Annotated in this window: 22 protein-coding genes; 8 read left to right on the top strand and 14 right to left on the bottom strand. The window is 69.6% G+C overall.

What is annotated here, in order from left to right; genetic code table 11:
- Window positions 1–132: 132 nt before the first annotated feature.
- Together OG395_RS26615 and OG395_RS26610 are read left to right on the top strand one after the other, a co-directional pair.
- Window positions 133–1,143, top strand: coding sequence for a C40 family peptidase (locus tag OG395_RS26615; protein WP_327245184.1), 1,011 nt, complete (start codon window positions 133–135; stop codon window positions 1,141–1,143).
- Between the two features lie 296 nt (window positions 1,144–1,439).
- Window positions 1,440–2,159, top strand: coding sequence for a phosphatase PAP2 family protein (locus tag OG395_RS26610; RefSeq protein ID WP_327245183.1), 720 nt, complete (start codon window positions 1,440–1,442; stop codon window positions 2,157–2,159).
- Window positions 2,160–2,208: 49 nt separating this feature from the next.
- Here OG395_RS26610 and OG395_RS26605 read toward each other — a convergent pair whose 3' ends face one another.
- Together OG395_RS26605 and OG395_RS26600 are read right to left on the bottom strand one after the other, a co-directional pair.
- The gene (locus OG395_RS26605; protein ID WP_327245182.1) at window positions 2,209–3,786 is read right to left on the bottom strand and encodes an FAD-binding oxidoreductase; all 1,578 of its coding nucleotides are present in this window, start codon (window positions 3,784–3,786) and stop codon (window positions 2,209–2,211) included.
- Between the two features lie 84 nt (window positions 3,787–3,870).
- Window positions 3,871–4,065, bottom strand: coding sequence for a hypothetical protein (locus tag OG395_RS26600; RefSeq protein WP_327245181.1), 195 nt, complete (start codon window positions 4,063–4,065; stop codon window positions 3,871–3,873).
- A gap of 134 nt (window positions 4,066–4,199) precedes the next feature.
- On the opposite strand from OG395_RS26600, the gene OG395_RS26595 reads away from it, so the two are divergent.
- The gene (locus tag OG395_RS26595; protein ID WP_327245180.1) at window positions 4,200–5,108 is read left to right on the top strand and encodes a hypothetical protein; all 909 of its coding nucleotides are present in this window, start codon (window positions 4,200–4,202) and stop codon (window positions 5,106–5,108) included.
- Window positions 5,109–5,225: 117 nt separating this feature from the next.
- Window positions 5,226–5,429 (top strand): hypothetical protein, encoded by a 204-nt coding sequence (locus tag OG395_RS26590; protein ID WP_376666385.1) that lies wholly within the window; start codon window positions 5,226–5,228, stop codon window positions 5,427–5,429.
- Window positions 5,430–5,502: 73 nt separating this feature from the next.
- Here the strand turns inward: OG395_RS26590 and OG395_RS26585 are convergent, their stop codons facing one another.
- Complete coding sequence (locus OG395_RS26585; RefSeq protein WP_327245179.1) at window positions 5,503–5,862, bottom strand: metal-sensitive transcriptional regulator; 360 nt, start codon at window positions 5,860–5,862, stop codon at window positions 5,503–5,505.
- A gap of 200 nt (window positions 5,863–6,062) precedes the next feature.
- Between OG395_RS26585 and OG395_RS26580 the strand changes: the two genes are divergently transcribed.
- On the top strand, window positions 6,063–6,683 hold the full coding sequence (locus tag OG395_RS26580; RefSeq protein WP_266983291.1) for a DUF47 domain-containing protein: 621 nt from the start codon (window positions 6,063–6,065) through the stop codon (window positions 6,681–6,683).
- Window positions 6,684–6,688: 5 nt separating this feature from the next.
- The gene (locus tag OG395_RS26575) at window positions 6,689–7,687 is read left to right on the top strand and encodes an inorganic phosphate transporter (RefSeq protein ID WP_327245178.1); all 999 of its coding nucleotides are present in this window, start codon (window positions 6,689–6,691) and stop codon (window positions 7,685–7,687) included.
- Between the two features lie 121 nt (window positions 7,688–7,808).
- On the opposite strand, the gene pstB is transcribed toward OG395_RS26575, so the two are convergent.
- From pstB to mshD, 9 genes are all read right to left on the bottom strand, one after another.
- Window positions 7,809–8,585 carry a phosphate ABC transporter ATP-binding protein PstB gene (pstB, locus tag OG395_RS26570; RefSeq protein WP_266983288.1) on the bottom strand — a complete coding sequence of 259 codons (777 nt, stop codon included), beginning with the start codon at window positions 8,583–8,585 and terminating at the stop codon, window positions 7,809–7,811.
- 27 nt (window positions 8,586–8,612) lie between these two features.
- On the bottom strand, window positions 8,613–9,698 hold the full coding sequence (gene pstA / locus OG395_RS26565) for a phosphate ABC transporter permease PstA (RefSeq protein ID WP_327245177.1): 1,086 nt from the start codon (window positions 9,696–9,698) through the stop codon (window positions 8,613–8,615).
- A complete protein-coding gene (gene pstC, locus OG395_RS26560; protein WP_327245176.1) occupies window positions 9,695–10,693 on the bottom strand; it encodes a phosphate ABC transporter permease subunit PstC in 999 nt (332 codons plus the stop codon). Before pstC ends, pstA begins: the two co-directional genes overlap by 4 nt.
- Window positions 10,694–10,854: 161 nt before the next feature.
- Window positions 10,855–11,994: a phosphate ABC transporter substrate-binding protein PstS gene (gene pstS, locus OG395_RS26555; protein WP_327245175.1), complete on the bottom strand. Its 1,140-nt coding sequence runs from the start codon at window positions 11,992–11,994 to the stop codon at window positions 10,855–10,857.
- Window positions 11,995–12,491: 497 nt separating this feature from the next.
- Window positions 12,492–12,896, bottom strand: a complete 405-nt coding sequence (locus OG395_RS26550) for an NUDIX hydrolase (RefSeq protein ID WP_327245174.1) — start codon at window positions 12,894–12,896, stop codon at window positions 12,492–12,494.
- On the bottom strand, window positions 12,893–13,927 hold the full coding sequence (locus tag OG395_RS26545; protein ID WP_327245173.1) for a CHAD domain-containing protein: 1,035 nt from the start codon (window positions 13,925–13,927) through the stop codon (window positions 12,893–12,895). Before OG395_RS26545 ends, OG395_RS26550 begins: the two co-directional genes overlap by 4 nt.
- Window positions 13,914–16,169, bottom strand: coding sequence for an RNA degradosome polyphosphate kinase (locus OG395_RS26540; protein WP_327245172.1), 2,256 nt, complete (start codon window positions 16,167–16,169; stop codon window positions 13,914–13,916). The genes OG395_RS26545 and OG395_RS26540 overlap by 14 nt, the downstream gene beginning before the upstream one ends.
- Window positions 16,170–16,444: 275 nt before the next feature.
- Window positions 16,445–16,888, bottom strand: a complete 444-nt coding sequence (locus tag OG395_RS26535) for a GntR family transcriptional regulator (protein ID WP_327245171.1) — start codon at window positions 16,886–16,888, stop codon at window positions 16,445–16,447.
- Between the two features lie 90 nt (window positions 16,889–16,978).
- Window positions 16,979–17,914, bottom strand: a complete 936-nt coding sequence (gene mshD, locus OG395_RS26530) for a mycothiol synthase (protein ID WP_327245170.1) — start codon at window positions 17,912–17,914, stop codon at window positions 16,979–16,981.
- 332 nt (window positions 17,915–18,246) lie between these two features.
- On the opposite strand from mshD, the gene OG395_RS26525 reads away from it, so the two are divergent.
- Both OG395_RS26525 and OG395_RS26520 read left to right on the top strand, forming a co-directional pair.
- Window positions 18,247–20,079: a bifunctional metallophosphatase/5'-nucleotidase gene (locus OG395_RS26525; RefSeq protein WP_327245169.1), complete on the top strand. Its 1,833-nt coding sequence runs from the start codon at window positions 18,247–18,249 to the stop codon at window positions 20,077–20,079.
- Window positions 20,080–20,174: 95 nt separating this feature from the next.
- Window positions 20,175–20,606, top strand: coding sequence for a DUF302 domain-containing protein (locus tag OG395_RS26520; protein ID WP_327245168.1), 432 nt, complete (start codon window positions 20,175–20,177; stop codon window positions 20,604–20,606).
- Between the two features lie 229 nt (window positions 20,607–20,835).
- Here OG395_RS26520 and OG395_RS26515 read toward each other — a convergent pair whose 3' ends face one another.
- Both OG395_RS26515 and OG395_RS26510 read right to left on the bottom strand, forming a co-directional pair.
- Window positions 20,836–22,257 (bottom strand): sensor histidine kinase, encoded by a 1,422-nt coding sequence (locus OG395_RS26515; protein WP_327245167.1) that lies wholly within the window; start codon window positions 22,255–22,257, stop codon window positions 20,836–20,838.
- Window positions 22,254–22,985, bottom strand: coding sequence for a response regulator transcription factor (locus OG395_RS26510; protein WP_327245166.1), 732 nt, complete (start codon window positions 22,983–22,985; stop codon window positions 22,254–22,256). Before OG395_RS26510 ends, OG395_RS26515 begins: the two co-directional genes overlap by 4 nt.
- Between the last annotated feature and the right edge of the window lie 31 nt (window positions 22,986–23,016).

The following is a 23,016-nucleotide window of genomic DNA, read 5'->3' as shown; positions in this document are numbered from 1 at the left end:
GTGCGTCAGTGACCGGATTCCGTGTTCGACCGCGCGATCGGTGACCCCGGTGAGCCTGCCTGTGCTCCGAACAACTCGCACACACCCGCGAAACCGGCCTTGAACCCGCCCCCGATGGGGGATGGTTGAGGGGTGCGGAAATTCTGGGTGGTCGGTGGGATCGGCATCGGGGTCGCCATGTGCTTCGTGGCGCTGCTCGTCGTCGGTACGTACTCCGCTGCCGCCGGCCTCGGCAGCGCCGGCAGCAACGCGGCCGTCGGGCTGGCGAAGGGGGCCGTGCCGGCGAAGTTCCAGCCGCTCGTGCAGAAGTGGGGCAACCTCTGCTCGGCCATCAACCCCGCGCTCCTCGCCGCGCAGTTGTACCAGGAGAGCGGGTGGAACCCGCGGGCCCAGAGCAAGGCCGCCGCTCAGGGCATCGCTCAGTTCATCCCCGGGACCTGGTCCGGGCACGGGATCGACGGGGACGGGGACGGGGACCGGGACGTATGGGATCCGGCCGATGCCATCCCCTCCGCCGCCAGCTATGACTGCGAACTTGCCGGGTACGTCAAGAAGGTGCCGGGCGATCAGACGGACAACATGCTGGCCGCCTACAACGCCGGTGCGTACCGGGTCATCAGGTCGGGCGGCGTACCGAAGATCGCGGAGACACAGAACTACGTCAAGATCATCCGTTCGCTGGAGAAGAGCTTCGCCCGGCCGGTCGGGCGGGTCGAGCCCTCGCGGCAGGCGGCCGGGGCGATCTACTTCGCGCAGAAGAAGCTCGGTACGAAGTACCTGTGGGGCGGGAACGGCACGGCGGAGCAGGGTGGACGGTTCGACTGCTCCGGGCTGACGCAGGCTGCGTACCGGACCGTGGACATCGAGCTCCCGCGGGTGGCGAACGATCAGTACAACGCCGGGCCGCACCCCGCGCGGGACGAGTTGCTCCCCGGTGACCTGGTCTTCTTCTCGGACGACCTGACCAACTCCCGGGCGATCCACCACGTCGGGCTGTACGTCGGCGGCGGGTACATGATCAACGCGCCGTACACCGGGGCCGTGATCCGTTTCGACAAGATCGACACGCCCGACTACTTCGGTGCGACACGCGTGACGAAGGATGGCGCCGCGGCACTCCCGACCGCCCGGCCGGCGGCGTGACGGGGAGTCGGCCGTGGCCGGAACTCTCCGTGAAGCCTGGGCCCTGAGCTGCGACGATGAGTCTCTCTTCGATAACGTCATGGTGATCATTCGGTGGAGAGTGGAACGTACACGCGGAGCGCGTCGTTCCCTGGACTGGGACAGCATGTGCACTGACCATGCGACGCTGACCGGCACAGTCGCGTACCTGACGCAGCAGTGATCGAAGTAGTGGTCGAACCGAACACGGGGGTTCGTCAATTGCGGTGCACACGGGTGTGCGCCGCGGCAGCAGACAAGGCAAGGGGCCGCAGCAGATGGCTGGACTCGCACTGGATGGGTCGAACCCCGACGTCAGCCTGCTCTACGACATCAATGGGCTCGCGAAGTCCGCTCCGACCTGGTTCGACCGGGTCATGGAGTTCGTCGGCGAGTACGGGATCATGCTCGGCATGGTCCTCGTGGTCCTGTGGTGCTGGTGGAGCGTCCGCCGGCGCGGCACGGCCGAGGACTCGGTGACTGCGGTCGCCGGGATCGTCTGGGCGCCGCTCGCCGCCGGGATCGCGCTGCTCGTCAACATTCCGATCCGGGGCTTCGTGGAGCGTCCGCGCCCGTTCCGCGACCACCAGGGCCTGGATGTCCTGGTGTCGGGAAAGAACGACTTCTCGTTCGTGAGCGACCACGCCACGATGGCGATGGCCCTCGGCGTCGGGCTGTTCGTGGCCAACCGGAAATTCGGACTCGCCGCGATCGCCCTGGCGCTGGCGGAAGGGTTCTGCCGGATCTACATGGGGGTTCACTACCCGACCGACGTCGTCGGCGGATTCGCGCTCGGCACAGCTGCCGCACTGTTGCTCGCCCCGCTCGCGATGGCGCTGCTGACGCCGGTCGTCGCCGCCGTCTCGCGGTCGGAGCGGGTGGGGTGGCTCGTGCGGTCGCGGCGGCCCGTGCCCGCCGCGGGCGAGGGGCGCCCGCTCGGGATCCCGGAGCCGCGCCCGCGGTCGGGGAGCGGTGGCGAGAAGGATCTTGCTGCCTGAGTGGTCCGAGGGAGAACCGGGGGGGCGTTCGCGCCCCCCCGGTTCTGCGTCACAGCGCCTGCGGGAATGTGAAGAGGCGCTCGGGGTCGTACTGCTTCTTCATCCGGGCGAGCCGATCGGCCGCCGTTCCGTAGTAGGCCTGCCGCCAGTCGGTCAGCGTCGGGTCCGTGTAGTTCTGGTACGCCGCCCCGGACGCGTAGCGCCGCAGCGCCCCGTGAGTGTTTTTCAGCCAGTCCTGCTGGGCCGTGCCCGCCGTGCCGGGTCGCCAGGCGGCGATGTACTGGGCGAGCATGCGTGAGCGGCGGTGGACGAACGCCGTGGCCTGTGGGGCGACCCGGTTGATCGCCCCGCCGAGCGCGGTGAGCGTGATCGATCCGCCGCCGCCGCTCGGGGTCACGCCGATCCGGGTGAACGCCTCGGTCCGGTCGAGGAGAGTCCTTATGCCTGCCGGGGACAGGGAGTGGTCGAAGAAGTCGGACGCGGCGGCGTACGTCTCGCGCTGGAGCGCGCCCTGCGCGGTGCGGCCGGGTGTCGTACCCGGCAGATGGCACTGTGCGTCGCTGATGCCGGAGCAGCCCGCGTACACCAGCATCGCCTCCTCGTAGCTGCGGCGGCGCAGCGACACCGAGGACGCCGATGCGCCGATCCGGTCGGCGAGGCGGTCGACGGCGTTCTGGAGGTCTCCGTAGGTCCCCAGGCTGAACGCGGCGACCGACACGGTCGGATTGCCGCCGCCCGGTCCCGCCGCGAGATGCGCGGAGGACCAGATCTCGTCCGGCTGGTCCGGGCCCCACTCCTGCCAGGCGGCGATGACCGACCGGGCGCGCGACCACGGCCACGACATGTACGCGGTGACGGTCCGCGGGGCCGGGCGGGTGCGGAACGTCAGCTCGGTGACCACGCCGAAGTTGCCGTTGCCCGCGCCGCGCAGTGCCCAGAAGAGGTCGGGGTGGTGCTTGGCGTCGGCGGTCACGGTTGTGCCGTCGGCGGTGACGAGCGTTGCCGCGGTGAGGCTGTCGCAGGTCAGGCCGTACGCGCGGGACGTGACGCCGTGGCCGCCGCCGAGCGTGAGACCGGAGATGCCGACCGTGGGGCAGGAGCCTCCGGGGACCGTCAGACCGTGCCGGGCAAGACCCCGGTAGACATCGATGAGTTTGGCGCCCGCGCCGACGGTGCCGTCCCGGTCGACCCGGGAGAGTGACGAGACGTCAATGACCAGGCGCCCGTTGCCGCTCGACCAGCCCCCGTAGGAATGGCCGCCGCTGCGGATCGAGACGGGGGTGGAGCTGCGGCGGGCGAAGGCCAGGCATTCACGGATGTCCGCCTCGTGCCGGACGTACGCGACGGCTGCCGGTTTCCGGCCGTCGAAGCGGGTGTTGTAGAGCTGGCGGGCCGTCCGGTACGCCGCGTCCTCGGGGCGCACGAGGGTGCCGTCGAGGCTCTTGGCCAGGGCGGGCCAGTTCGCCTTGCCGGTTGTGGCAGACGGTGAGCCGGCCGGTGTGGGCGATGTGCGGGTGGCGGTGGCCGAGGAACCCGTGCCGGTGCCTCTGCAGGCGGTTGCCGTGGCGCCGGCCAGGGCTGTTGCCGCGCCCGCGGTGAGCAGGGTGCGCCGGTTCGGCAGGTTCATCGGACCTCCGGGTCATGGCCTCGCGGGTCGATCGGTCGGGCGACCGCCGGGTGGATCGGTTGTCGGTGATCCGTGATCCCGTGATCAGCGGGCGGTGCGGTGTTCCTCGGCGTCGGTGCGGGCGCGGTCGCGGGAGCGACGGGCCGGGCCGGTCCACCCGCATGCGCAGCGGGCGATGCAGAACGAGCCGCGTTCGATGGTGAAGGGCTCGTGGGCGGGGGGCGTCGGCAGCGTAGCGGGAGCGGTCGGCGTGACCTCCGCGGTGTGTTGGTCGTACACGCGTCCACGGTACTGGGAACGGGCACCCGTCCGTGAGGCCCCCGAGGACGGCGTGACGGGGGGCACGGGTGGGTCGTTATACGGGGCGGGTGGGGGGCTCGGGCAAGCGGTACGTCGTTGGGGGTTGGCAGGCGATGGTGGTGCAGCAGCACAGGTCCGGTGGCAGGGCGCGCGCTGTCTGCGCCCTCGCCGTGGTGGGCGTGATGGCGGCGGCCGCCGGATGCTCGGACAGCGGTGGCCGGGACGGGATCGATGCCGGCGGCCGGAGCGTGGTGGACGAGCGGGGTGGGGGCGATTCCCTCGATGCGATCCACCGGGCGGCGGCTGTGCTCGCCGGGACGGGGGACGGGAATCGGCCAGGGAGCCGCGACGTCGCCGGGAGCGCCGAGGTGCGTACGTCGATGGAGACCGCGGCAGGCGGGACACGGGTGACGATCACCGGCCGGGGGACGTACGACTTCCGCAGGCAGCTGGGCCGGCTCACCGTGGTGCTGCCGAAGGACGCCGCGGGCGAGTACGAACACCGCCCCATCACCGAACTTCTCGCCCCCGGTGCGCTCTACATGAAGAACCGTGGTGCCGGAGTCCCCGTCGGCAAGTGGGTCAGGGTCGATACGACAGCCCTGGAGGACGGCAATCTCGTCACGGGCGGGGTCACCGATCCCATGGCGGCCGCCGAACTGCTGCGCGGCGCGGACAGAGTGACGTACGTGGGGGAGAGCGAACTTGCCGGGGTCATGGTCCGGCATTACCGGGGGACCGCGGATCTCGGACGCGCGGCGCGGACCGCCTCGCCGCAATCGCGTGGCGCACTGGCCGCGGCGGCGAAAGGGTTCCGCACGGACGCGGTGCCGTTCGACGCGTATCTGGACGAGGCGGGGCGGCTGCGAAAGGTGCGGCACCGGTTCACTTTCGCCAACGAGGGACCGGCGGTGCAGGTGGTGTCGACGACGCTGCTGTTCGGGTTCGGGGTGCCCGTGAATGTGCATCTTCCGGATGATCGCGACATCTACACCGGGCAGATCGAGCAGGGGCAGCGGTAGCGGCGGAGGCGGCGGGCCGGGCGCGTAGGCATCCGGCGCGGCCGAAATGGTCCGTCCGTGCCATGCGCGGCGAGTGGTCCGCTCCCTACGCTAGGAAGTCGGCGACGGCAGTGAGAGGTGACGTACGTGGTGACGCTCAGCACTCGGACCGTTCAGGACCATGTGGCCCTCGCCGAGATCGAGCTATGCGGTGAGCTGATGATCGCGGCGTCGGCCGCGATCGGGGAACGGCTCAGTGCGGACCGTATCGACGAGGTGCTCAACGTCGGGGCGGGCACCGAACTCACCGCCGTCCCCCGGCAGGGTGATCGTCGGGGTTGACGGACAAAAGCGCACGTCGGACGGTGCCCCGGGCGATGCGACCGGACACGGTGCGACCTCCAGCGGTGCCGCCTCAGGTGCGGAGCAGGCGGGCGATGGCCTTCGTGGCTTCCTCGACCTTGGCATCGATCTCCTCGCCGCCCTTGACCGCCGCGTCGGCGACGCAGTGGCGCAGGTGCTCCTCGAGAAGCTGGAGCGCGAACGACTGGAGGGCCTTGGTGGACGCCGAGACCTGCGTGAGTATGTCGATGCAGTAGACGTCCTCGTCGACCATCCGCTGCAGACCACGGATCTGGCCCTCGATCCGGCGCAGCCGCTTGACGTGGTCGGCCTTCTGGTGGTGGTAGCCGTGTATGCCGCGGTCGTGGTCGGTGAGGATCTCCGCCGCTTCCTCGGTGGGTTCCGTCGCCTCTGTGGTCTCGGTGGTGGTCATTGCTGCCTCCCGTTTTCCCTTTACCCTGCGCTTTATATACCCCGGGTGGGTATATTCTAACGAATTCGGCTGAACCGTGACCGGGGGCCCGTGCTGATCACCGTGTCCGATGCGCGACACTGAAGAATGCCGGTTAGCCGTGGCCGGATGATGCGCCTAGCATCAGCCTGACCGAAACCAAAGCATCCCGAGGACCCCACGTGCGCTTTCGTCTGACCCCCAGGGAGACGAGCTTCTACGACATGTTCTCCGCATCCGCGGACAACATCGTCACGGGCTCGAAACTCCTCATGGAACTGCTCGGGGCGGACTCTGCCTCCCGAGTCGAGATCGCGGAACGTATGCGGGCAGCGGAGCACGCAGGGGACGATGCCACCCACGCGATCTTCCACCAGCTGAACTCCTCTTTCATCACGCCGTTCGACCGCGAGGACATTTACAACCTCGCATCGTCGCTCGACGACATCATGGACTTCATGGAGGAGGCCGTCGACCTGGTCGTGCTGTACCAGATCGAAGAACTCCCCAAGGGCGTCGAGCAGCAGATCGAGGTGCTGGCGCGGGCGGCCGAGCTGACCGCCGAGGCGATGCCCAACCTGCGCACGATGGACAACCTCACCGAGTACTGGATCGAGGTCAACCGCTTGGAGAACCAGGCCGACCAGATCCACCGCAAGCTGCTCGCCCATCTCTTCAACGGCAAGTACGACGCCATTGAGGTGCTGAAGCTCAAGCAGATCGTGGATGTGCTGGAAGAGGCGGCCGATGCGTTCGAGCACGTCGCCAACACGGTGGAGACCATCGCGGTCAAGGAGTCCTGAACCACGTGGACACCTTTGCGCTGATCGTGACCATCGGTGTCGCGCTCGGCTTCACCTACACGAACGGCTTCCACGACTCGGCGAACGCCATCGCCACCTCGGTCTCCACCCGGGCGCTGACCCCGCGGGCGGCCCTGGCCATGGCCGCGGTGATGAACCTCGCCGGTGCCTTCCTGGGACAGGGAGTCGCCAAGACCGTCAGTGAGGGCCTGATCGCGACGCCCGAGGGGCAGAAGGGGATGGGAATCCTCTTCGCCGCCCTGGTCGGCGCGATCATCTGGAACCTCGTCACCTGGTACTTCGGTCTGCCCTCGTCGTCCTCGCACGCGCTGTTCGGCGGCATGGTCGGTGCGGCGCTGGCCGGCGGAACGCTGGTGCACTGGAACGGGGTGCTCGACAAGATCGTCATCCCGATGTTCGTCTCGCCGGTCGTCGGTCTGATCGTGGGCTATCTGGTGATGGTCGCGATCATGTGGCTGTTCCGGAAGACCAACCCGCACAAGGCCAAGCGCGGATTCCGCATAGCCCAGACGGTCTCGGCGGCAGGCATGGCGCTCGGGCACGGTCTGCAGGACGCGCAGAAGACGATGGGCATCGTGGTGATGGCGCTGGTCATCGCCGATGTCGAGAGTCCGAGCGACCCGATCCCGGTCTGGGTGAAGATCGTCTGCGCGCTGATGCTCTCGCTGGGTACGTACGCGGGTGGCTGGCGGATCATGCGGACGCTCGGCCGGAAGATCATCGAGCTGGACCCGCCGCAGGGCTTTGCCGCGGAGACGACCGGTGCGTCGATCATGTTCGGCTCGGCCTACCTGTTCCACGCGCCCATCTCCACGACGCATGTGATCACCTCGGCGATCATGGGTGTGGGGGCCACGAAGCGGGTCAACGCGGTGCGGTGGGGGGTCGCGAAGAACATCATCCTCGGGTGGTTCATCACGATGCCCGCCGCGGCACTGGTCGCTGCCACGAGTTACGGGGTCGTCGTTCTGCTGTTCGGGTGAGTGACGCCCCCCGCGGGCTTGAAGTGAAAGGGGTCCGCCCCCGCTCCCTTGTGAGGAGCGGGGGCGGACCCTTTGCCTTAAGGGTGGCACCGCCATGCAGCACCCCAAAGGCTGTCCTTGGTCACCCAAAACGGCCGGAGATGTAGTCCTCCGTCGCCTGGACCGACGGGTTGGAGAAGATCCGTTCCGTCTCGTCTATCTCCACGAGCTTGCCGGGCTTGCCGACCGCCGCGAGGTTGAAGAACGCCGTGCGGTCCGAGACGCGGGCCGCCTGCTGCATGTTGTGCGTCACGATGACGATCGTGAAGCGTTCCTTCAGCTCGCCGATCAGGTCCTCGATGGCGAGGGTGGAGATCGGGTCCAGGGCGGAGCACGGTTCGTCCATCAGCAGCACATCCGGCTCGACCGCGATCGCACGGGCGATGCACAGGCGCTGCTGCTGACCGCCGGAGAGGCCGGAGCCGGGCTTGTTCAGGCGGTCCTTGACCTCGTTCCAGAGGTTGGCGCCACGGAGGGACTTCTCGACGACGTCCGCCAGCCGGCCCTTCTTGTACGAACCGTTCAGCTTCAGGCCGGCCGCGACATTGTCGAAGATCGACATGGTCGGGAACGGGTTCGGTCGCTGGAAGACCATGCCGACCGTGCGGCGCACCGTGACCGGGTCGACGTGGGACCCGTACAGGTTCTCGTCGTCCAGCAGGACCTTGCCCTCGACGCGGCCACCGGGGGTGACCTCGTGCATCCGGTTCAGGGTGCGAAGGAAGGTGGACTTGCCGCAGCCGGACGGGCCGATGAAGGCGGTCACGGAGCGGGGCTCCACGGTCATCGAGATGTCCTCGATGGCGAGGTGGGAGCCGTAATAGGCGGACAGGCCGCTGACGTCGATGCGCTTGGCCATCTGAATCACTGCTTCTTTCGTGCCGCGTCAGCGGCCGGTCTTCGGGGCCTTCCAGCGGGCGATACCGCGGGCCACCAGGTTGAGGATCATGACGAAGGCGATCAGGACCAGAGCGGCGGCCCAGGCGCGGTCGTACGACGCCTCGCTGCCGATCTTGTACTGCTCCCAGATGTAGAAGGGGAGCGACGACTGTGCGCCTTGGAAGGGATTGGGGTTGATCAGCTGGCTGCCGAAGACCAGCAGCATGATCGGTGCGGTCTCGCCGGCGATCCGGGCGATGGCGAGCATCACACCTGTGGTAATACCGCCGATCGCGGTGGGCAGAACCACCTTCAGGATGGTGCGCCACTTCGGGATGCCGAGGGCGAGTGATGCCTCGCGGAGCTCGTTCGGGACGAGCTTGAGCATCTCCTCGGTGGAGCGGACCACGACCGGGATCATGAGGATCGTGAGCGCCAGCGAACCCATCAGGCCGGACGGCTGGAGCTGCGCCATCAGCATGATCGACAGGATGAAGAGACCGGCGACGATGGACGGGATACCGGTCATCACGTCGACGAAGAACGTCACGGCCTTGGCGAGCGCGCCCTTGCCGTACTCCACCAGGTAGACGGCGGTCAGCAGGCCGATCGGGGCGGAGATCAAGGTGGCGAGGCCGACCTGCTCCAGGGTGCCGATCAGGGCGTGGTAAACACCGCCACCCGGCGCCGTGCCGAGCACACCGGCCATGGAGTGGGTGAGGAAGTAGACGTCCAGGACCTTCGCGCCGCGGCTGACCGTGGTCCAGACCAGCGAGGCCAGCGGCACGACGGCGAGGAGGAAGCACACCCAGACGATGCTGGTGGCGAGCCGGTCCTTGGCCTGGCGCTGGTTCTCGACGACCGACGTCGTGACGTACGAGATGACGACGAAGAGCACCGCGGAGAGCAGGCCCCACTGGATGCGGCTCTGCCAGCCCGCCGCCGCGCCGATGCCGACGCCGAGCACGATCGCGGCGCCCGCGAAGGCGGCCGGGGCCCAGCGGGGGAGCGACCGGCTGCTGAGGCTGTTGCGGGAAGCGGCCGCTGTGGGGGCGGGGCGTTCCTGTATGCCGGTGTTGGCTGCCTGGCTCATGCGTTGGCCCCCGAGTACTCCTTGCGGCGGGCGATGATGAGGCGGGCCGCGCCGTTGACCAGCAGGGTGAGGATGAAGAGGACGAGGCCGGAGGCGATCAGGGCGTCGCGCCCGAACTGGTCGGCCTCATCGAACTTCGCGGCGATGTTCTGGGCGAACGTTCCGCCGCCGGGGTTGAGCACATGGGCCGAGATGACGAAGCTCGGCGACAGAACCGTGGCGACGGCCATCGTCTCGCCGAGTGCGCGGCCCAGACCCAGCATCGACGCGGAGATCACGCCGGAGCGGCCGAAGGGCAGCACCGAGAGGCGGATGACTTCCCAGCGGGTGGCGCCGAGAGCGAGGGCGGCTTCCTCGTTCATCTTCGGGACCTGGAGGAAGACCTCGCGGCTGACGCTCGTCACGATCGGCAGGATCATGATCGCGAGCAGGATGCCGACGGTGAAGAGCGAGCGGGCGACGCCGACCTCGGTCTTCTCCAGGACGTACGTCCAGCCGAAGAACTGGTCGAGCCAGAGGTTCAGCCCCTCCAGGTACGGGACCAGGAAGAGGGCGCCCCAGATGCCGTACACGATGCTCGGCACTGCCGCGAGCAGATCGACGACGTACGCGAGGGGTGCGGCCAGCTTGCGCGGCGCGTAGTGCGAGATGAAGAGGGCGATACCGACAGCGATCGGAACCGCGATGGCCATCGCGATGATCGAGCTGACGATCGTGCCGAAGAGCAGGACCGCGATACCGAAGACCGGCTTGTCGCCGACCGGGTTCCAGTCCAGCGTGGTGAAGAAGTTGCCCTCGTCCTTGGAGATGGCGAGGGTCGCGCGGTACGTGAGGAACATGGCGATCGACGCCATGATCACGAGCAGCAGAATGCCTGAACCCCGTGAGAGGCCCAGGAAGACTTTGTCGCCCGCGCGTCCGGAGGCTTTGGGCCTGGCGCGCTTGCGCTGCACCGGGGGTACCGGTGGCGTGTCTATCGGTGTGGAGGAAGCCATGGTCTTTCCGGTCTGTGTGGGGGAGCGACGCGCTCCCCTGGCGGCGGTGCACCGGATGGGGGTGGTGCCGGCGGGCCGGTCCGGAGGGGTGCACCGGGCCGGCCTGCCGGGTGTTGCTGGTGGAGCTGGGTTTCAGCTGGTGTTATGGGTGTTGCTTCTGATTACGAGAGGGACGCGATGGTCTCGCGGACCTTGGCGTTGATCTCGGTCGGGATCGGCGCGTAACCGGCGTCGGTGAGGACCTTCTGACCCTCGTCACTCGCGGTGTAGTTCAGGAAGGACTTGACCGTGGAGAGCGTCTCGGGCTTGTTGCCCGTGTCGCAGACGACCTCGTACGTCACCAGGACGATCGGGTACGCACCCTCGGCCTTGGTGGTGTAGTCGAGGTCGAGCGCCAGGTCCTTGCCGGTGCCCTTGATCTTGGCGGCGGCGATGGCCTTGGAGGCGTTCTCCGAGGAGGCCTTGACCGGGGTGGAGCCACCGGTGTTGATGTCGACCGTGGAGATGGACTGCGACGAGGCGTACGAGAGCTCGAAGTAACCGATCGAGCCGTCGACCTGCTTCACCTGGGCGGCGACACCGGCCGAGCCGGACGCGGCCTGGCCACCGGGGGCCGGCCACTTCTTCTCGGGCTCGTACTTCCAGTCGTTCGGCGCGGTGGCGGCGAGGTACTTGCCGAGGTTCTGCGTGGTGCCGGAGTCCTCGGAGCGGTGGAAGGCCTGGATCGCCTTGTCCGGAAGCTTCGCGCCGCTGTTGAGCTTGGCGATCGCCGGGTCGTTCCACTTCTTGATCTTGCCGTCGAAGATCTTGGCGAGCGTGGGGGCGTCCAGCGTCAGGCTGTCGACACCCTCGAGGTGGAAGCCGATCGCGATGGGGCCGCCGACCATCGGGAGGTTGATGCCCTGGCCGGTCTTGCAGATCTTCTTCGAGTCCGCGACCTCTTCGGGCTTCAGCGCCGAGTCGGAGCCGGCGAAGCCGACCGTGCCCTGGTTGAAGGCGATGATGCCTTCACCGGAGGACGACGACTTGTAGTTGATCTCTACGCCCTTGCAGCCCGCCATGTAGTCCTTGACCCAGAGGTCCATGGCGTTCTTCTGCGCGCTGGAGCCGGAGGCGAGGAGCTGGCCCTTGGCGTCGTCGCACTTGATGTTCGACGCGGCGCTCGTCTTCTCGCCGCTGCCGCCCGTGCTGCCGCCGCCGCTGTTGTTGTCCGAACCGCACGCCGTGAGGACCAGGGCGCTGGAGACGGCGAGGGCACCGAGCGCGGTGGCACGAAGCCGGTTCTTGCGCTGAAGCTTCACTTTCGGGTTTTTCCTTCCAGGAGCCGCCGAGGTCTTGTTCGTTCTACGACGGCGTGCGATGTGATGGGTGGTGTGGCGTTTCGCCGCGCACCATGTACTGCCGAAATTAGGCACAACAGGTGAAGCGGCTTACGGGGGAGAGTGAACAGGAGGTGAACCGTGGCGGGCGGCCTGGTTCCCGTCGTCGTGGTGCGGGGCCCCTGGGTGGGGCGGGTCTGCTGGGTGGTGCGGTGCCCGGGTCCGGGGTGACCGGTTCCGTCCTCAATCGCCGGACGGGCTTGAGGCGTCGGCCTGGCCCCTGGCGGCACCGTCGCCTGCCCCCGGAGGGGTCCCGCCCACCACCCACCGCACGGTGCGGCGGCGCCCCCGGGGCACGGCGCCGAGAATCCAGCCCGTCCGGCGATTGAGGACGGAACCCCGCCCCCCGGACCCGGGTGCGAGAACCGCACCGCCCCCGCGGCGGCCCCGCACCCCGGCCCCAGGCACCGCACCGGCCGTCACCCGCTGATCAGCAGCGCGTCCAGCAGGTCGCGGTCGCGGGGCTGGGTGAGCTGGGTGCGGGCCGCTTCCGGGTGGAGCCAGAGGATGCGGTCCACCTCGTCGCTGGGGACGAACACGCCGTCCGTCGCCTCGGCCGCCCAGTACAGGACTTCCTTGGGGCGGCCGTTCGCGAGATACCGGACGGTGGGCAGCGGGGGCCCCGGTATGCAGTGGTGGCCGGTCTCCTCCAGAACCTCGCGCAGGGCGGCGTCGATCGCCGGCTCGCCGCGCTTGAGCTTGCCCTTCGGATGTGACCAGTCGTCGTAACGGGGCCGGTGGACCAGGCAGATCTCCAGCTCCCCGGATTGCTCCGACCGGCGCCACAGCACACACCCCGCGGCCTGCACGGTCCCGCCGCTCATGGCGCGGTCACAGCCGCCGTCGCGTACGGCCAGGTCTCGCGGAACACCCCGCGGGCCGCTTCCACCTCGTGCCGCTGGTCGGCGTGGAGCACCCCCAGGGCGTAGGCGGTGGCCGGCGCGATCCTCGGCGTACGGGCCGCCGATGCCGCCGCCGCGGCTGCCTCCGCCGCGTCCCGGTGCAGGTCGAGCGCGTGTCCGGAGGCGGCCAGGACCGGGTCGGGGGCGCCGCGTACCACCTCGTGGGCGTACCGGTGCAGTCGCAGCAGAAGGCGGGCCTGGTGCCAGGGCGCGTCGTGCGCCTCGTTGTACGGCTCGACCGTCTCGTCGGAGGGGAGCGCGGCCACCGCGCCGAGCAGCCGCTGCTCGGCCCGGTCCGCGGGCCCGTGCAGCATCTCGGCGGCCGGGGCCGTGGCCGTGGCGGAGAGCGGGACCTCGGAGGCGAGCAGGGCGACCGCGTCGGCGACCGCGTGGAACCGGGACGAGCCGAGCGCCTGGAGGGCCGCCGAGTGGGCACGGGTCCTGGCGAGGGTGAGCTGCCGTTCCAGCAGCGCTCCGGCCCGGGCCGCACCGACGCCGAGTGCGGCCCGTTCCTTGCCCTCGGCGGCGTCGTGCGGGGTGACATCGATATCGGTGCCGGCGGCGGAAGTCCGCTGTGTGCGGGGCGGTGGCAGCGGGGTGCCGGACAGGGCGTGCAGCGCTTCGAGGAGCCGGGTCAGCCGGGTCGCGTACGCGTGCTCGCGGGCCAACGTGCCGGAGAGCCAGGCCAGTTCCGTACGGAGCTGCTCGGCCCAGCCGGGTTCGAGTGCCGACCGGAAGGTGTGCAGGGTGCCGCTGATGCGGCGGGCCGAGCGGCGCAGCGCACCGGCGGCCTGCTCGGCGGCGAGTGTCCCGGCGTCCGTGGGGGCGCTGTTCTCGCGGTGCAGACGCAGGCTGCGAAGGAAGTTCGCGGCCTGTTCCTGCAGGTAGGGGGCGAGGACCGCGCCCGCGGACACGTCCGTCCGGGTCGTCGTCTGGTGGTCAGGGCGTCGCACGCCGGCGCCTCCGGGCGTCAATGAGCATTTCCTGTACGTGCCGCAGGGGCTGGCCGTCCGCGTCCGTGGCGTGCCGGGTCCAGTTCCCGTCGGGACCGAGGTGCCAGGAGGAGGTGGTGTCGGACATGCCGGTCTCCAGGAGCCGGCTGAGCGCGGCACGGTGGGCGGGGTCGGTGACCCGGACCAGTGCTTCGATCCGGCGGTCGAGGTTGCGGTGCATCATGTCGGCGCTGCCGAACCACACTTCGGGTTCGCCGCCGTTGCCGAACGAGAAGACCCGGGAGTGTTCGAGGAAGCGGCCCAGTATCGAGCGGACCCGGACGTTCTCGGAGAGGCCGGTGACGCCGGGGCGGATCGCGCAGATGCCGCGTACCCAGATGTCCACCGGAACGCCCGCCTGGGCGGCCCGGTAGCAGGCGTCGATGATCGCTTCGTCGACCATCGAGTTGACCTTGAACCGTACGTAGGCGGGGCGACCGGCCCGCTGGTGCGTGATCTCCTTGTTTATCCGGGAGATCAGCCCGTCGCGCAGGGACTTGGGGGCGACGAGGAGGCGGCGGTACGTCTCGCGGCGGGAGTAGCCGGAGAGCCGGTTGAAGAGGTCGGAGAGGTCCGCCCCGACCTGTGGGTCGGCGGTCAGCAGGCCGAGGTCCTCGTACAGCCGCGCGGTCTTGGGGTGGTAGTTGCCGGTGCCGACGTGCGAGTAGCGGCGCAGCGTGTCGCCCTCCTGGCGGACGACGAGGGAGAGCTTGCAGTGCGTCTTCAGCCCGACGAGGCCGTAGACCACATGGCAGCCCGACTCCTCCAGCTTGCGCGCCCACTTGATGTTGGCCTGCTCGTCGAATCGGGCCTTGATCTCGACGAGTACGAGGACCTGCTTGCCGGACTCGGCGGCGTCGATCAGGGCGTCGACTATCGGCGAGTCGCCCGAGGTCCGGTACAGCGTCTGCTTGATCGCGAGCACGTCCGGGTCGCTCGCCGCCTGCTCCAGGAAGGCCTGGACAGAGGTGGAGAACGAGTCGTACGGGTGGTGCAGCAGCACATCGCGCTCGCGCAGCGCGGCGAAGACGTCGGGCGCCGAGGAGGACTCGACCTCGGCGAGATCGCGGTGGGTGCCCGCGATGAACCTGGGGTACTTCAGCTCCGGGCGGTCCAGTGACGCTATGCCGAACAGCCCGGTGAGGTCGAGCGGTCCGGGCAGCGGGTAGACCTCGGCGTCGGACACCTTCAGCTCGCGGACCAGCAGGTCGAGCACGTACGGGTCGATGGACTCCTCGACCTCCAGGCGCACCGGCGGGCCGAAGCGACGCCGCATGAGCTCCTTCTCCAGGGCCTTGAGCAGGTTCTCGGCGTCGTCCTCCTCGACTTCGAGATCCTCGTTCCGGGTGACCCGGAACATGTGGTGGGCGAGGACCTCCATGCCCGGGAAGAGCTCTTCCAGATGCGCCGCGATGATGTCCTCGATGGGCACGTAACGCTGCGGCGACGCTTCCAGGAACCGGGTCAGCAGCGGCGGCACCTTGACGCGGGCGAAGTGGCGGTGGCCGCTGACCGGGTTGCGTACGACGACCGCGAGGTTGAGCGAGAGGCCCGAGATGTACGGGAAGGGGTGCGCCGGGTCGACGGCCAGCGGCGTCAGTACGGGGAAGACCCGCTGCCGGAAGAAGGTGAACAGCCGGGCCTGTTCCTTCTCGGTCAGCTCCGGCCAGCGGATCAGCTGGATGCCCTCGTCCGACAGTGCGGGCGCGATGTCCTGCTGGTAGCAGGCGGCGTGCCGGGCCATGAGCTCGCGGGACCGCGTCCAGATCAGGTCGAGCACCTCGCGGGGCTGCAGACCGGATGCGGAGCGGGTGGCGACGCCGGTGGCGATACGGCGCTTGAGACCTGCCACCCGGACCATGAAGAACTCGTCCAGGTTGGAGGCGAAGATCGCGAGGAAATTCGCTCGTTCGAGGAGGGGAGTCGCCGGGTCCTCGGCGAGCTCCAGCACCCGTTCGTTGAATGCGAGCCAACTGCGCTCCCGGTCCAGGAACCGGCCCTGCGGCAGCTCGCTGCCGTCGACGTCGGGTTCGTACACGTCCACGTCGGCGTCGAGATCGGGATCGAGGTCGGCGGCCATGGAAAGACCGGCTCCCGCGTAATTCGGGGAGGCGACGGCATGCGGCCGGTGCGCGGCGAGAGAGCCGACCGACGGCTGCACGGCGGGCTGGACCGGGACCTCGGAGCTGGGCAACTGGCTCATGGCCCTATTGTTCCGCGCGGAAGGCGCCTGCGGCGCGTCGGAAGGGGCGGAGATCGCGGAAAACACGGGGTCTCTGCCGGGATTTCTCCCGTTGCGGGGGGTCGGCACAGCTGGCTGCATCCTGAGAGGGTCGCAAGCGCGTCTGAATGGCCGGTAACGGCGACATGACGTGCAGGAAGCGGTGTGCGGTGCGGGTTGCGGCGTCGCGCTGCGTGTGCGAGGTCCGGGCCGCCCCCCCCTCTGCGGCCCGGACCCGGACGATCTTCGCCGGTACTTCATGCCGAGGCCGGTCGCCTCGATCGCAGCGCCTGTGATGTGCGGTCGTCCCCCTTGTACGTGCTGTCCAGTACGGCGGTGAAGAGCGCTGCCATGTCGTCGCGCTCCAGCCCCGCCGTGCGGGCCCGGCGGGCCCAGTCGGTGAGTTCTCCCCGCAGGGGTGTGTCCGTGGTGGCCGGGGTGCCGAGGGTCCGGCGCACGAATGTGCCCATCCCGCGCCGGGCCTCTACCAGGCCCTCGCGCTCCAGCTCGCGGTAGGCCTTGAGCACGGTGTTGGGGTTGATGGCGGTGGCCTCGACGACCTCACGTGCGGTGGGCAGCCGGTCGCCGGGCTCCAGCAGTCCGAGGCGAAGGGCCTGTTTGGTCTGCTGGACGATCTGGAGGTACGTGGCGACGCCGCTGCGCCGGTCGATGCGGAAGTCGATCGCCGCGGACTCTGCCATATTCACCGCTTTCACTAATTGAGTAGTGAAAGCGTGTCGGAAGGAAGGGGCGGCGTCAAGCGACGCCGCCCCGGAGGATGGTGTGCGGGCTCAGGACTCCGTGCGGTACATCAGGTCCACCTCATGGGTGGCGAAGCCCATCCGCTCGTACACCGTCAGTGCCGCCGGGTTGTCCGCGTCGACGTAGAGCATCGCGGTCGGCAGCCCCTCGGCGGCGAGGTGGCGAAGCCCGATCGCGGTGAGCGCCTTGCCGAGACCACCGCCCTGCGCGTCGGGCCGGATGCCGACGACGTACACCTCGCCGAGTTGCTCCTCGGCGTGCACCTTCGTCCAGTGGAAGCCGACCAGCTCGGTCCCGCCCTCGGTCTCGCGCTCGGCCAGGAAGAACCCCTTCGGGTCGAACCAGGGTTCACCCTTGCGGTCGTCCAGGTCGCGCTGGGTGAGCGACCCCTGCTCGGGGTGGTGGGCGAACGCGGCACTGTTCACGGCGAGCCAGGCGGCGTCGTCCTGGCCGGGCACGAAGGTACGGACGGTGACGCCCGGCGGCAGTACGGGCTCAGGGATGTCCAGCGGGCTCAGCGGGCGGCGCAGCTGGCGCAGCTCGCGGAAGACGGAGAGGCCCAGGACCTGGGCGAGATGGCGGGCGGCGGACTTCCCGCCGTGCGCCCATACGCGCAGCCGCTTCCCGGTCGAGGCGAGCAGCGCGGCGCCCAGCGCACGCCCGTGCCCCTGCCCGCGGTACGCGGGATGCACGACCAGCTCGGCCGCGGGTGCCTCGACGGGGTCGGTGTCCTCGAGCTGCGCGTATCCGACGAGGGTTCCCGTGCTGGTGAGCAGAAGGTGCCGTACGCCCTCCCGGGGCCCGCCCCGCAGCTGCAGTCGCCCCTGTTCGGAGACTGCGGGCCTGCCGTCGGCGCGGGTCGCCTCGCCGAGCAGGTCGAGGACGGCTCCGGCCTGGTCGGGAGAGAGCTCGTCGAGCGTCTGGATCTCGCGTCCCGGAGCGGGGAGGGGTACATCAGTCGTCATGCGTACGAGCGTACGGCGGGGCGGGGTGCTGGTGGGGCGGAGCGGGGCGTTGCGGCCTCGATCGGCGGTGTGCGGTGCGGGTCGGACCGCCTTCGCGGGGTGAGCGCGGCCGCCGGGCGGTCCCGGCCCGTCGGCGCCGGCGTACCGGCCTGCGGTGACCTGTATGCCGTGACGTTCCTGCCTGCATTTGGGTGTCGTACGGGTGAAGTGCGGTGATAAACGCCCTTACTGACCACAAGGCAACCAGTTCGTAACTCGAAACACCTGTCGCGCTACGCGCGTTGACTCTAGGCTCCGAGCCGAACCCTCCCGCTGAATTCTTTAGGGGACCCATGTCAGCGACACCGCATAAGATCCGTGCTTCCCGGCGGGTGCTCGCCGCCGCGGCCGGGCTGGCCACCGTCGGCGCCCTCGTCGCCGCGATGCCGGCCGATGCCCAGAGCCTCGGTAAGGGCCAGGGGCAGCAGCCCGCCAACACCGTCGACGTCCAGCTGCTCTCCTTCAACGACCTGCACGGCAACCTGGAGCCGCCGGCCGGTTCGGCCGGCACGGTCACCGAGAAGCAGGCCGACGGCACGACGAAGACGATTCCGGCCGGTGGTGTCGAGTACCTCGCCTCCTCGCTGCGCACCGCACGCCAGGGCCACCCCTACTCCATCACCGCGGCCGGTGGCGACATGGTGGGCGCGAGCCCGCTGCTGTCCGGTCTCTTCCACGACGAGCCGACCATCGAGGCGCTCAACAAGATCCACCTCGATGTGACGACCGTCGGCAACCACGAGTTCGACGAGGGCGCCACCGAGCTGGCCCGTCTCCAGAACGGCGGCTGCCACCCGGTCGAGGGGTGCTACGAGAAGGGCAAGACCTTCCAGGGCGCCGACTTCCCTTACCTCGCCGCCAACGTGACGGACGAGAAGACCGGCAAGCCGATCCTCAAGCCGTACACCGTGTGGAAGAAGGACGGCGTCAAGATCGGCTTCATCGGGGTGACCCTGGAGGGCACGCCGAACATCGTCACCGCCAACGGCGTCAAGGGCCTGAAGTTCCACGACGAGATCGAGACGGTCAACAAGTACGCCAAGGAGCTCGACCAGCAGGGCGTGAAGTCCATCGTCGCGCTCATCCACGAGGGCGGGGCCCCGGCCTCCACCTCGTACAACTACGACTGCGACAGCCCCGGCGCCGGTGACGGCATCTCCGGGCCGATCGCGGAGATCGCCAAGGGCATCAGCCCGAAGGTCGACGCGCTGGTCACGGGCCACACGCACCAGGCGTACGTGTGCACCGTGCCGGACCCGGCGGGCAACCCGCGCCTGGTCACCTCGGCGTCGTCGTTCGGCAAGCTGTACACGGACACGACCCTCACGTACGACCGCCGCACCAAGGACATCGTGCGTACGTCGGTGAAGTCGTCGAGCTCCTCGAACCCGACCTCGGCGAACCACGTCGTCACCCGGGACCAGGCCAGGGCCACCGACATGACGGCCCTGATCGCCCGCTGGAACGCCCTCGCCGCGCCCATCGCGAACAGGCCGCAGGGCTACATCTCCGCCGACATCGACGGCCGCGGCTCCACGGCCCCGGAGAAGCCGCTCGGCAACCTGATCGCCGACGCTCAGCTCGAGGGCCTGGCCCCGGCGGACAAGGGCGGGGCGGTCGTCGCCTTCATGAACCCGGGCGGTATCCGCGCCGACCTGGTGTACAAGGCGACCGGCAGTGAGGGCGACGGGGTGGTGACGTACGGGGAGTCCTTCACCGTGCAGCCCTTCACCAACATGATGAACGTCGTCGACCTGACCGGCACCCAGCTGATCTCCGCACTCCAGCAGCAGGTCAGCGGCTCCAACGAGGCCAGCCCGAAGATCCTCCAGGTGTCCAAGGGACTCACCTACACGCTGGACATGACGAAGACCGGCGCGGCTCGCGTCGTCGTCGACACGATCAAGCTGAACGGTGCGGCGATCGACCCGGCCAAGACGTACCGCGTCGCGATGAACGAGTTCCTCGCGGGTGGCGGTGACGGCTTCGCGGCGCTCGGCCAGGGCACCAACAAGCTCGTCGGCGCCTCCGACCTGGACCTGTTCAACGCGTACCTGTCGGCCCACTCGTCGGCGGCGGCGCCGCTGGCCCCGCCGGTCACGGACCGGATCACGGTCATCCAGTAGGTCCGGCGATCGAGTGAGCGGGGCGGTGGGCCATCCGGCCCACCGCCCCGCTGTCGTCACGGGTTCGGGCCCGGGCCTCGCCTAGTGTCGGAAACATGACTGCAGAAGCAGACGCAGACGACGGCCTGGTCACCGTCGCCTGCAACGGGTCCGTCCGCGAAACGATCGACCGGCTCCAGGAGGCGATCACCACCTCGGGCTTCCAGGTGTTCGCACGGATCGACCATGCGGACCATGCCGCCCGCATCGGCCTGGAACTCCGGCCGACCGAGCTGCTCATCTTCGGCAAGCCGGAGGGCGGCACGCAGCTGATGCAGGACCGGCAGACCGCCGGCATCGACCTCCCGTCAAAGGCGCTGGCCTGGCAGGACGCCGCCGGCGACACCTGGGTGACCTGCAACGACGCCTCATGGCTCGCCGCCCGCCACGGGCTGGGGCCCAAGAGCCAAGCAGGTGTCGCGGCGCTGGAGGCGAGCACGGTGGCCGCCGTACGCCAGGCCACGTCACCGGCCCTCGACGCTCTTTAGGCCCTGTCGTCGCACTGTTCCCGTTGTGACGTGCACCCGCCATACACCGAAGGCTGCCCCCCACAGCCGACGGAGGCACCCGCAGCGGCAGGCGTTCTGACCGGCGCCCTCGCCGTCTCCGTCACCGCGCTCGCCGGTGCAGGTCCCGCGACCGCAACGGACCGCCGGGCGCTCACCACCCAGGACCGGGTGGGCGGCATCCCCGACCTGACCGGCCGCCGGGGGCGGCTCAGGTGTTCTCCGGCGGCGGCTGCGGGGCGCCCGGCAGGCGGATCCATGCCTCCGTGCCGCCGCCCGGCGACGGGCGCAGCGCGACCTCGCCGCCCGCCTGCTGGACCGTGCGCGCCACGATCGACAGGCCCAGCCCCGAGCCCGGCAGCTGGCGGGCGGACTGGGAGCGCCAGAAGCGTTCGAAGACGTACGGGAGCTCCTCGGCCGGGATGCCGGGACCCTGGTCCACCACGGTCAGCTCGCCGCCGCGGAGGGCCACGGCGATCGTGCCGTGCTGCGGGCTGAACTTCACCGCGTTGTCGAGGACATTGACGACCGCCCGCTCCAGCGCCGCCGGCTCGGCCCTGACGTACCAGGGTTCGAGGTCCGCGGTGATGGTCAGCTCGGGGCCGCGGAGCCGTGCCCGCTCCAGCGCGGCGGAGGCGATGTCGTGCAGGCCGACGACCTGGAGCGGGCCGGGCTGGGCCGCGTCCGGGCGGGCCAGTTCCTGGAGGTCGCCGATGAGCGCCGCCAGCTCCGTCATCTGCGCGGTGACCGACTTCATCAGCGCCCTGCGGTCCTCCGGCGGGATCGGCCGGCCCGTCTCGTCGCTGCGGGCGAGCAGTTCCACGTTCGTACGCAGCGAGGTCAGCGGCGTCCGCAACTCGTGGCCGGCGTCCGCGATCAGCTGGGCCTGGCGGTCGCGGGAGCTGGCGAGGGAAGCGGTCATCGAGTTGAAGGAGCTGGACAGCCGGGCGATCTCGTCCTCGCCCTCGACGGGGATGCGGAGCGAGAGGTCCTCGGTGCGGGCGACATGCTCGACGGCGTCGGTGAGCTCGTCGACGGGGCGCAGGCCGGTGCGGGCGACCCAGAGACCGGCGGCGCCAGCACCGATGACGCCGATGCCGGAGACGATGAGGAGGACGAAGGCGAGCTGGTTGAGGGGGTCGGTGACCTGGTCCATGGGCATCGCCACGGAGACGGCGGTCCCGAGCTGACTCAACGGGCCGTCGTGAGACTTCGAGGTGTAGACACGCATCTTCGTGCCGTCCTTCGCCTCGGTCGTGTGCACCGCGTCCTGCTGCACTCCGGCCGCGACGGCCCGGTCGGCGCGCTGTACCGGGATCGGCGACTTCCCCGGTGCGGTGCAGGCCTCCGTGCTCGTTGCCGATACGAGCTGCACCGTATAACCCGGGGGGAGAAAGATTCCCACGCCCGGCGGCAACTGGCCCGCGCAGTTGAGTCTGATCGCGTCCACGACGGTTTGGCCGGGCCGGGCCTGTCTCAGGCTGCTGTCGAGTTGCTCGGTGAGCCGGTCCCGAGTGGTCACCCAGCATGCCAGGGCCACGGCCGCCACGGCGACGGCCACCACGACGGTCACGAGCGACGCCAGCCGCGTCCGGATGGGCAGTGCGTGCAGCCGCTGCCAGAGGCTGGTCAACCCTCACCCCCGCCGACCCGCAGCGCGTACCCCACGCCCCGCACCGTGTGCACGAGCCGCGGTTCGCCGCCCGCTTCCGTCTTGCGGCGCAGGTACATCACGTACACATCCAGGGAGTTGGAGCTCGGTTCGAAGTCGAAGCCCCAGACCGCCTTCAGGATCTGCTCGCGGGTCAGCACCTGGCGCGGGTGGGCCAGGAACATCTCCAGGAGGGTGAATTCGGTCCGGGTCAGCTCGACGCGGCGCGAGCCGCGCGTGACCTCGCGGGTGGCGAGGTCCATCCGCAGGTCGGCGAAGGACAGCACATTGTCGTCGGGGACGCCGCCGCCCGCCGCGGCCGCGTACGAGCTGCGGCGCAGCAGGGCCCGGATACGGGCGAAGAGCTCGTCCAGTTCGAAGGGCTTGACCAGGTAGTCGTCGGCGCCGGCGTCGAGTCCGGTGACGCGGTCGCCGACGGTGTCGCGGGCGGTGAGCATCAGGATGGGCGTGGTGGTGCCGGTGGCGCGGAGGCGGCGGGCTGCGGTCAGACCGTCCATCCGCGGCATCTGGATGTCGAGGACGATCAGATCGGGGGCGTACGACTCCGCCCTGGTCAGCGCGTCGAGTCCGTCGACGGCGACCTCCGTGCCGTATCCCTCGAACGCGAGACTGCGCTGCAGGGCCTCGCGCACGGCCGGCTCGTCGTCGACGATCAGGATGCGCTGCGGATCGTCTTCGGCGGGGCTCATCGCTCGTCGTCCTCTTTCTCTCTGCTCTGCC

The sequence above is a fragment of the Streptomyces sp. NBC_01320 genome, from assembly GCF_035974375.1.
Lineage (GTDB): Bacteria > Actinomycetota > Actinomycetes > Streptomycetales > Streptomycetaceae > Streptomyces > Streptomyces yanii.
This window is presented reverse-complemented; position numbering and strand designations above follow the sequence as displayed.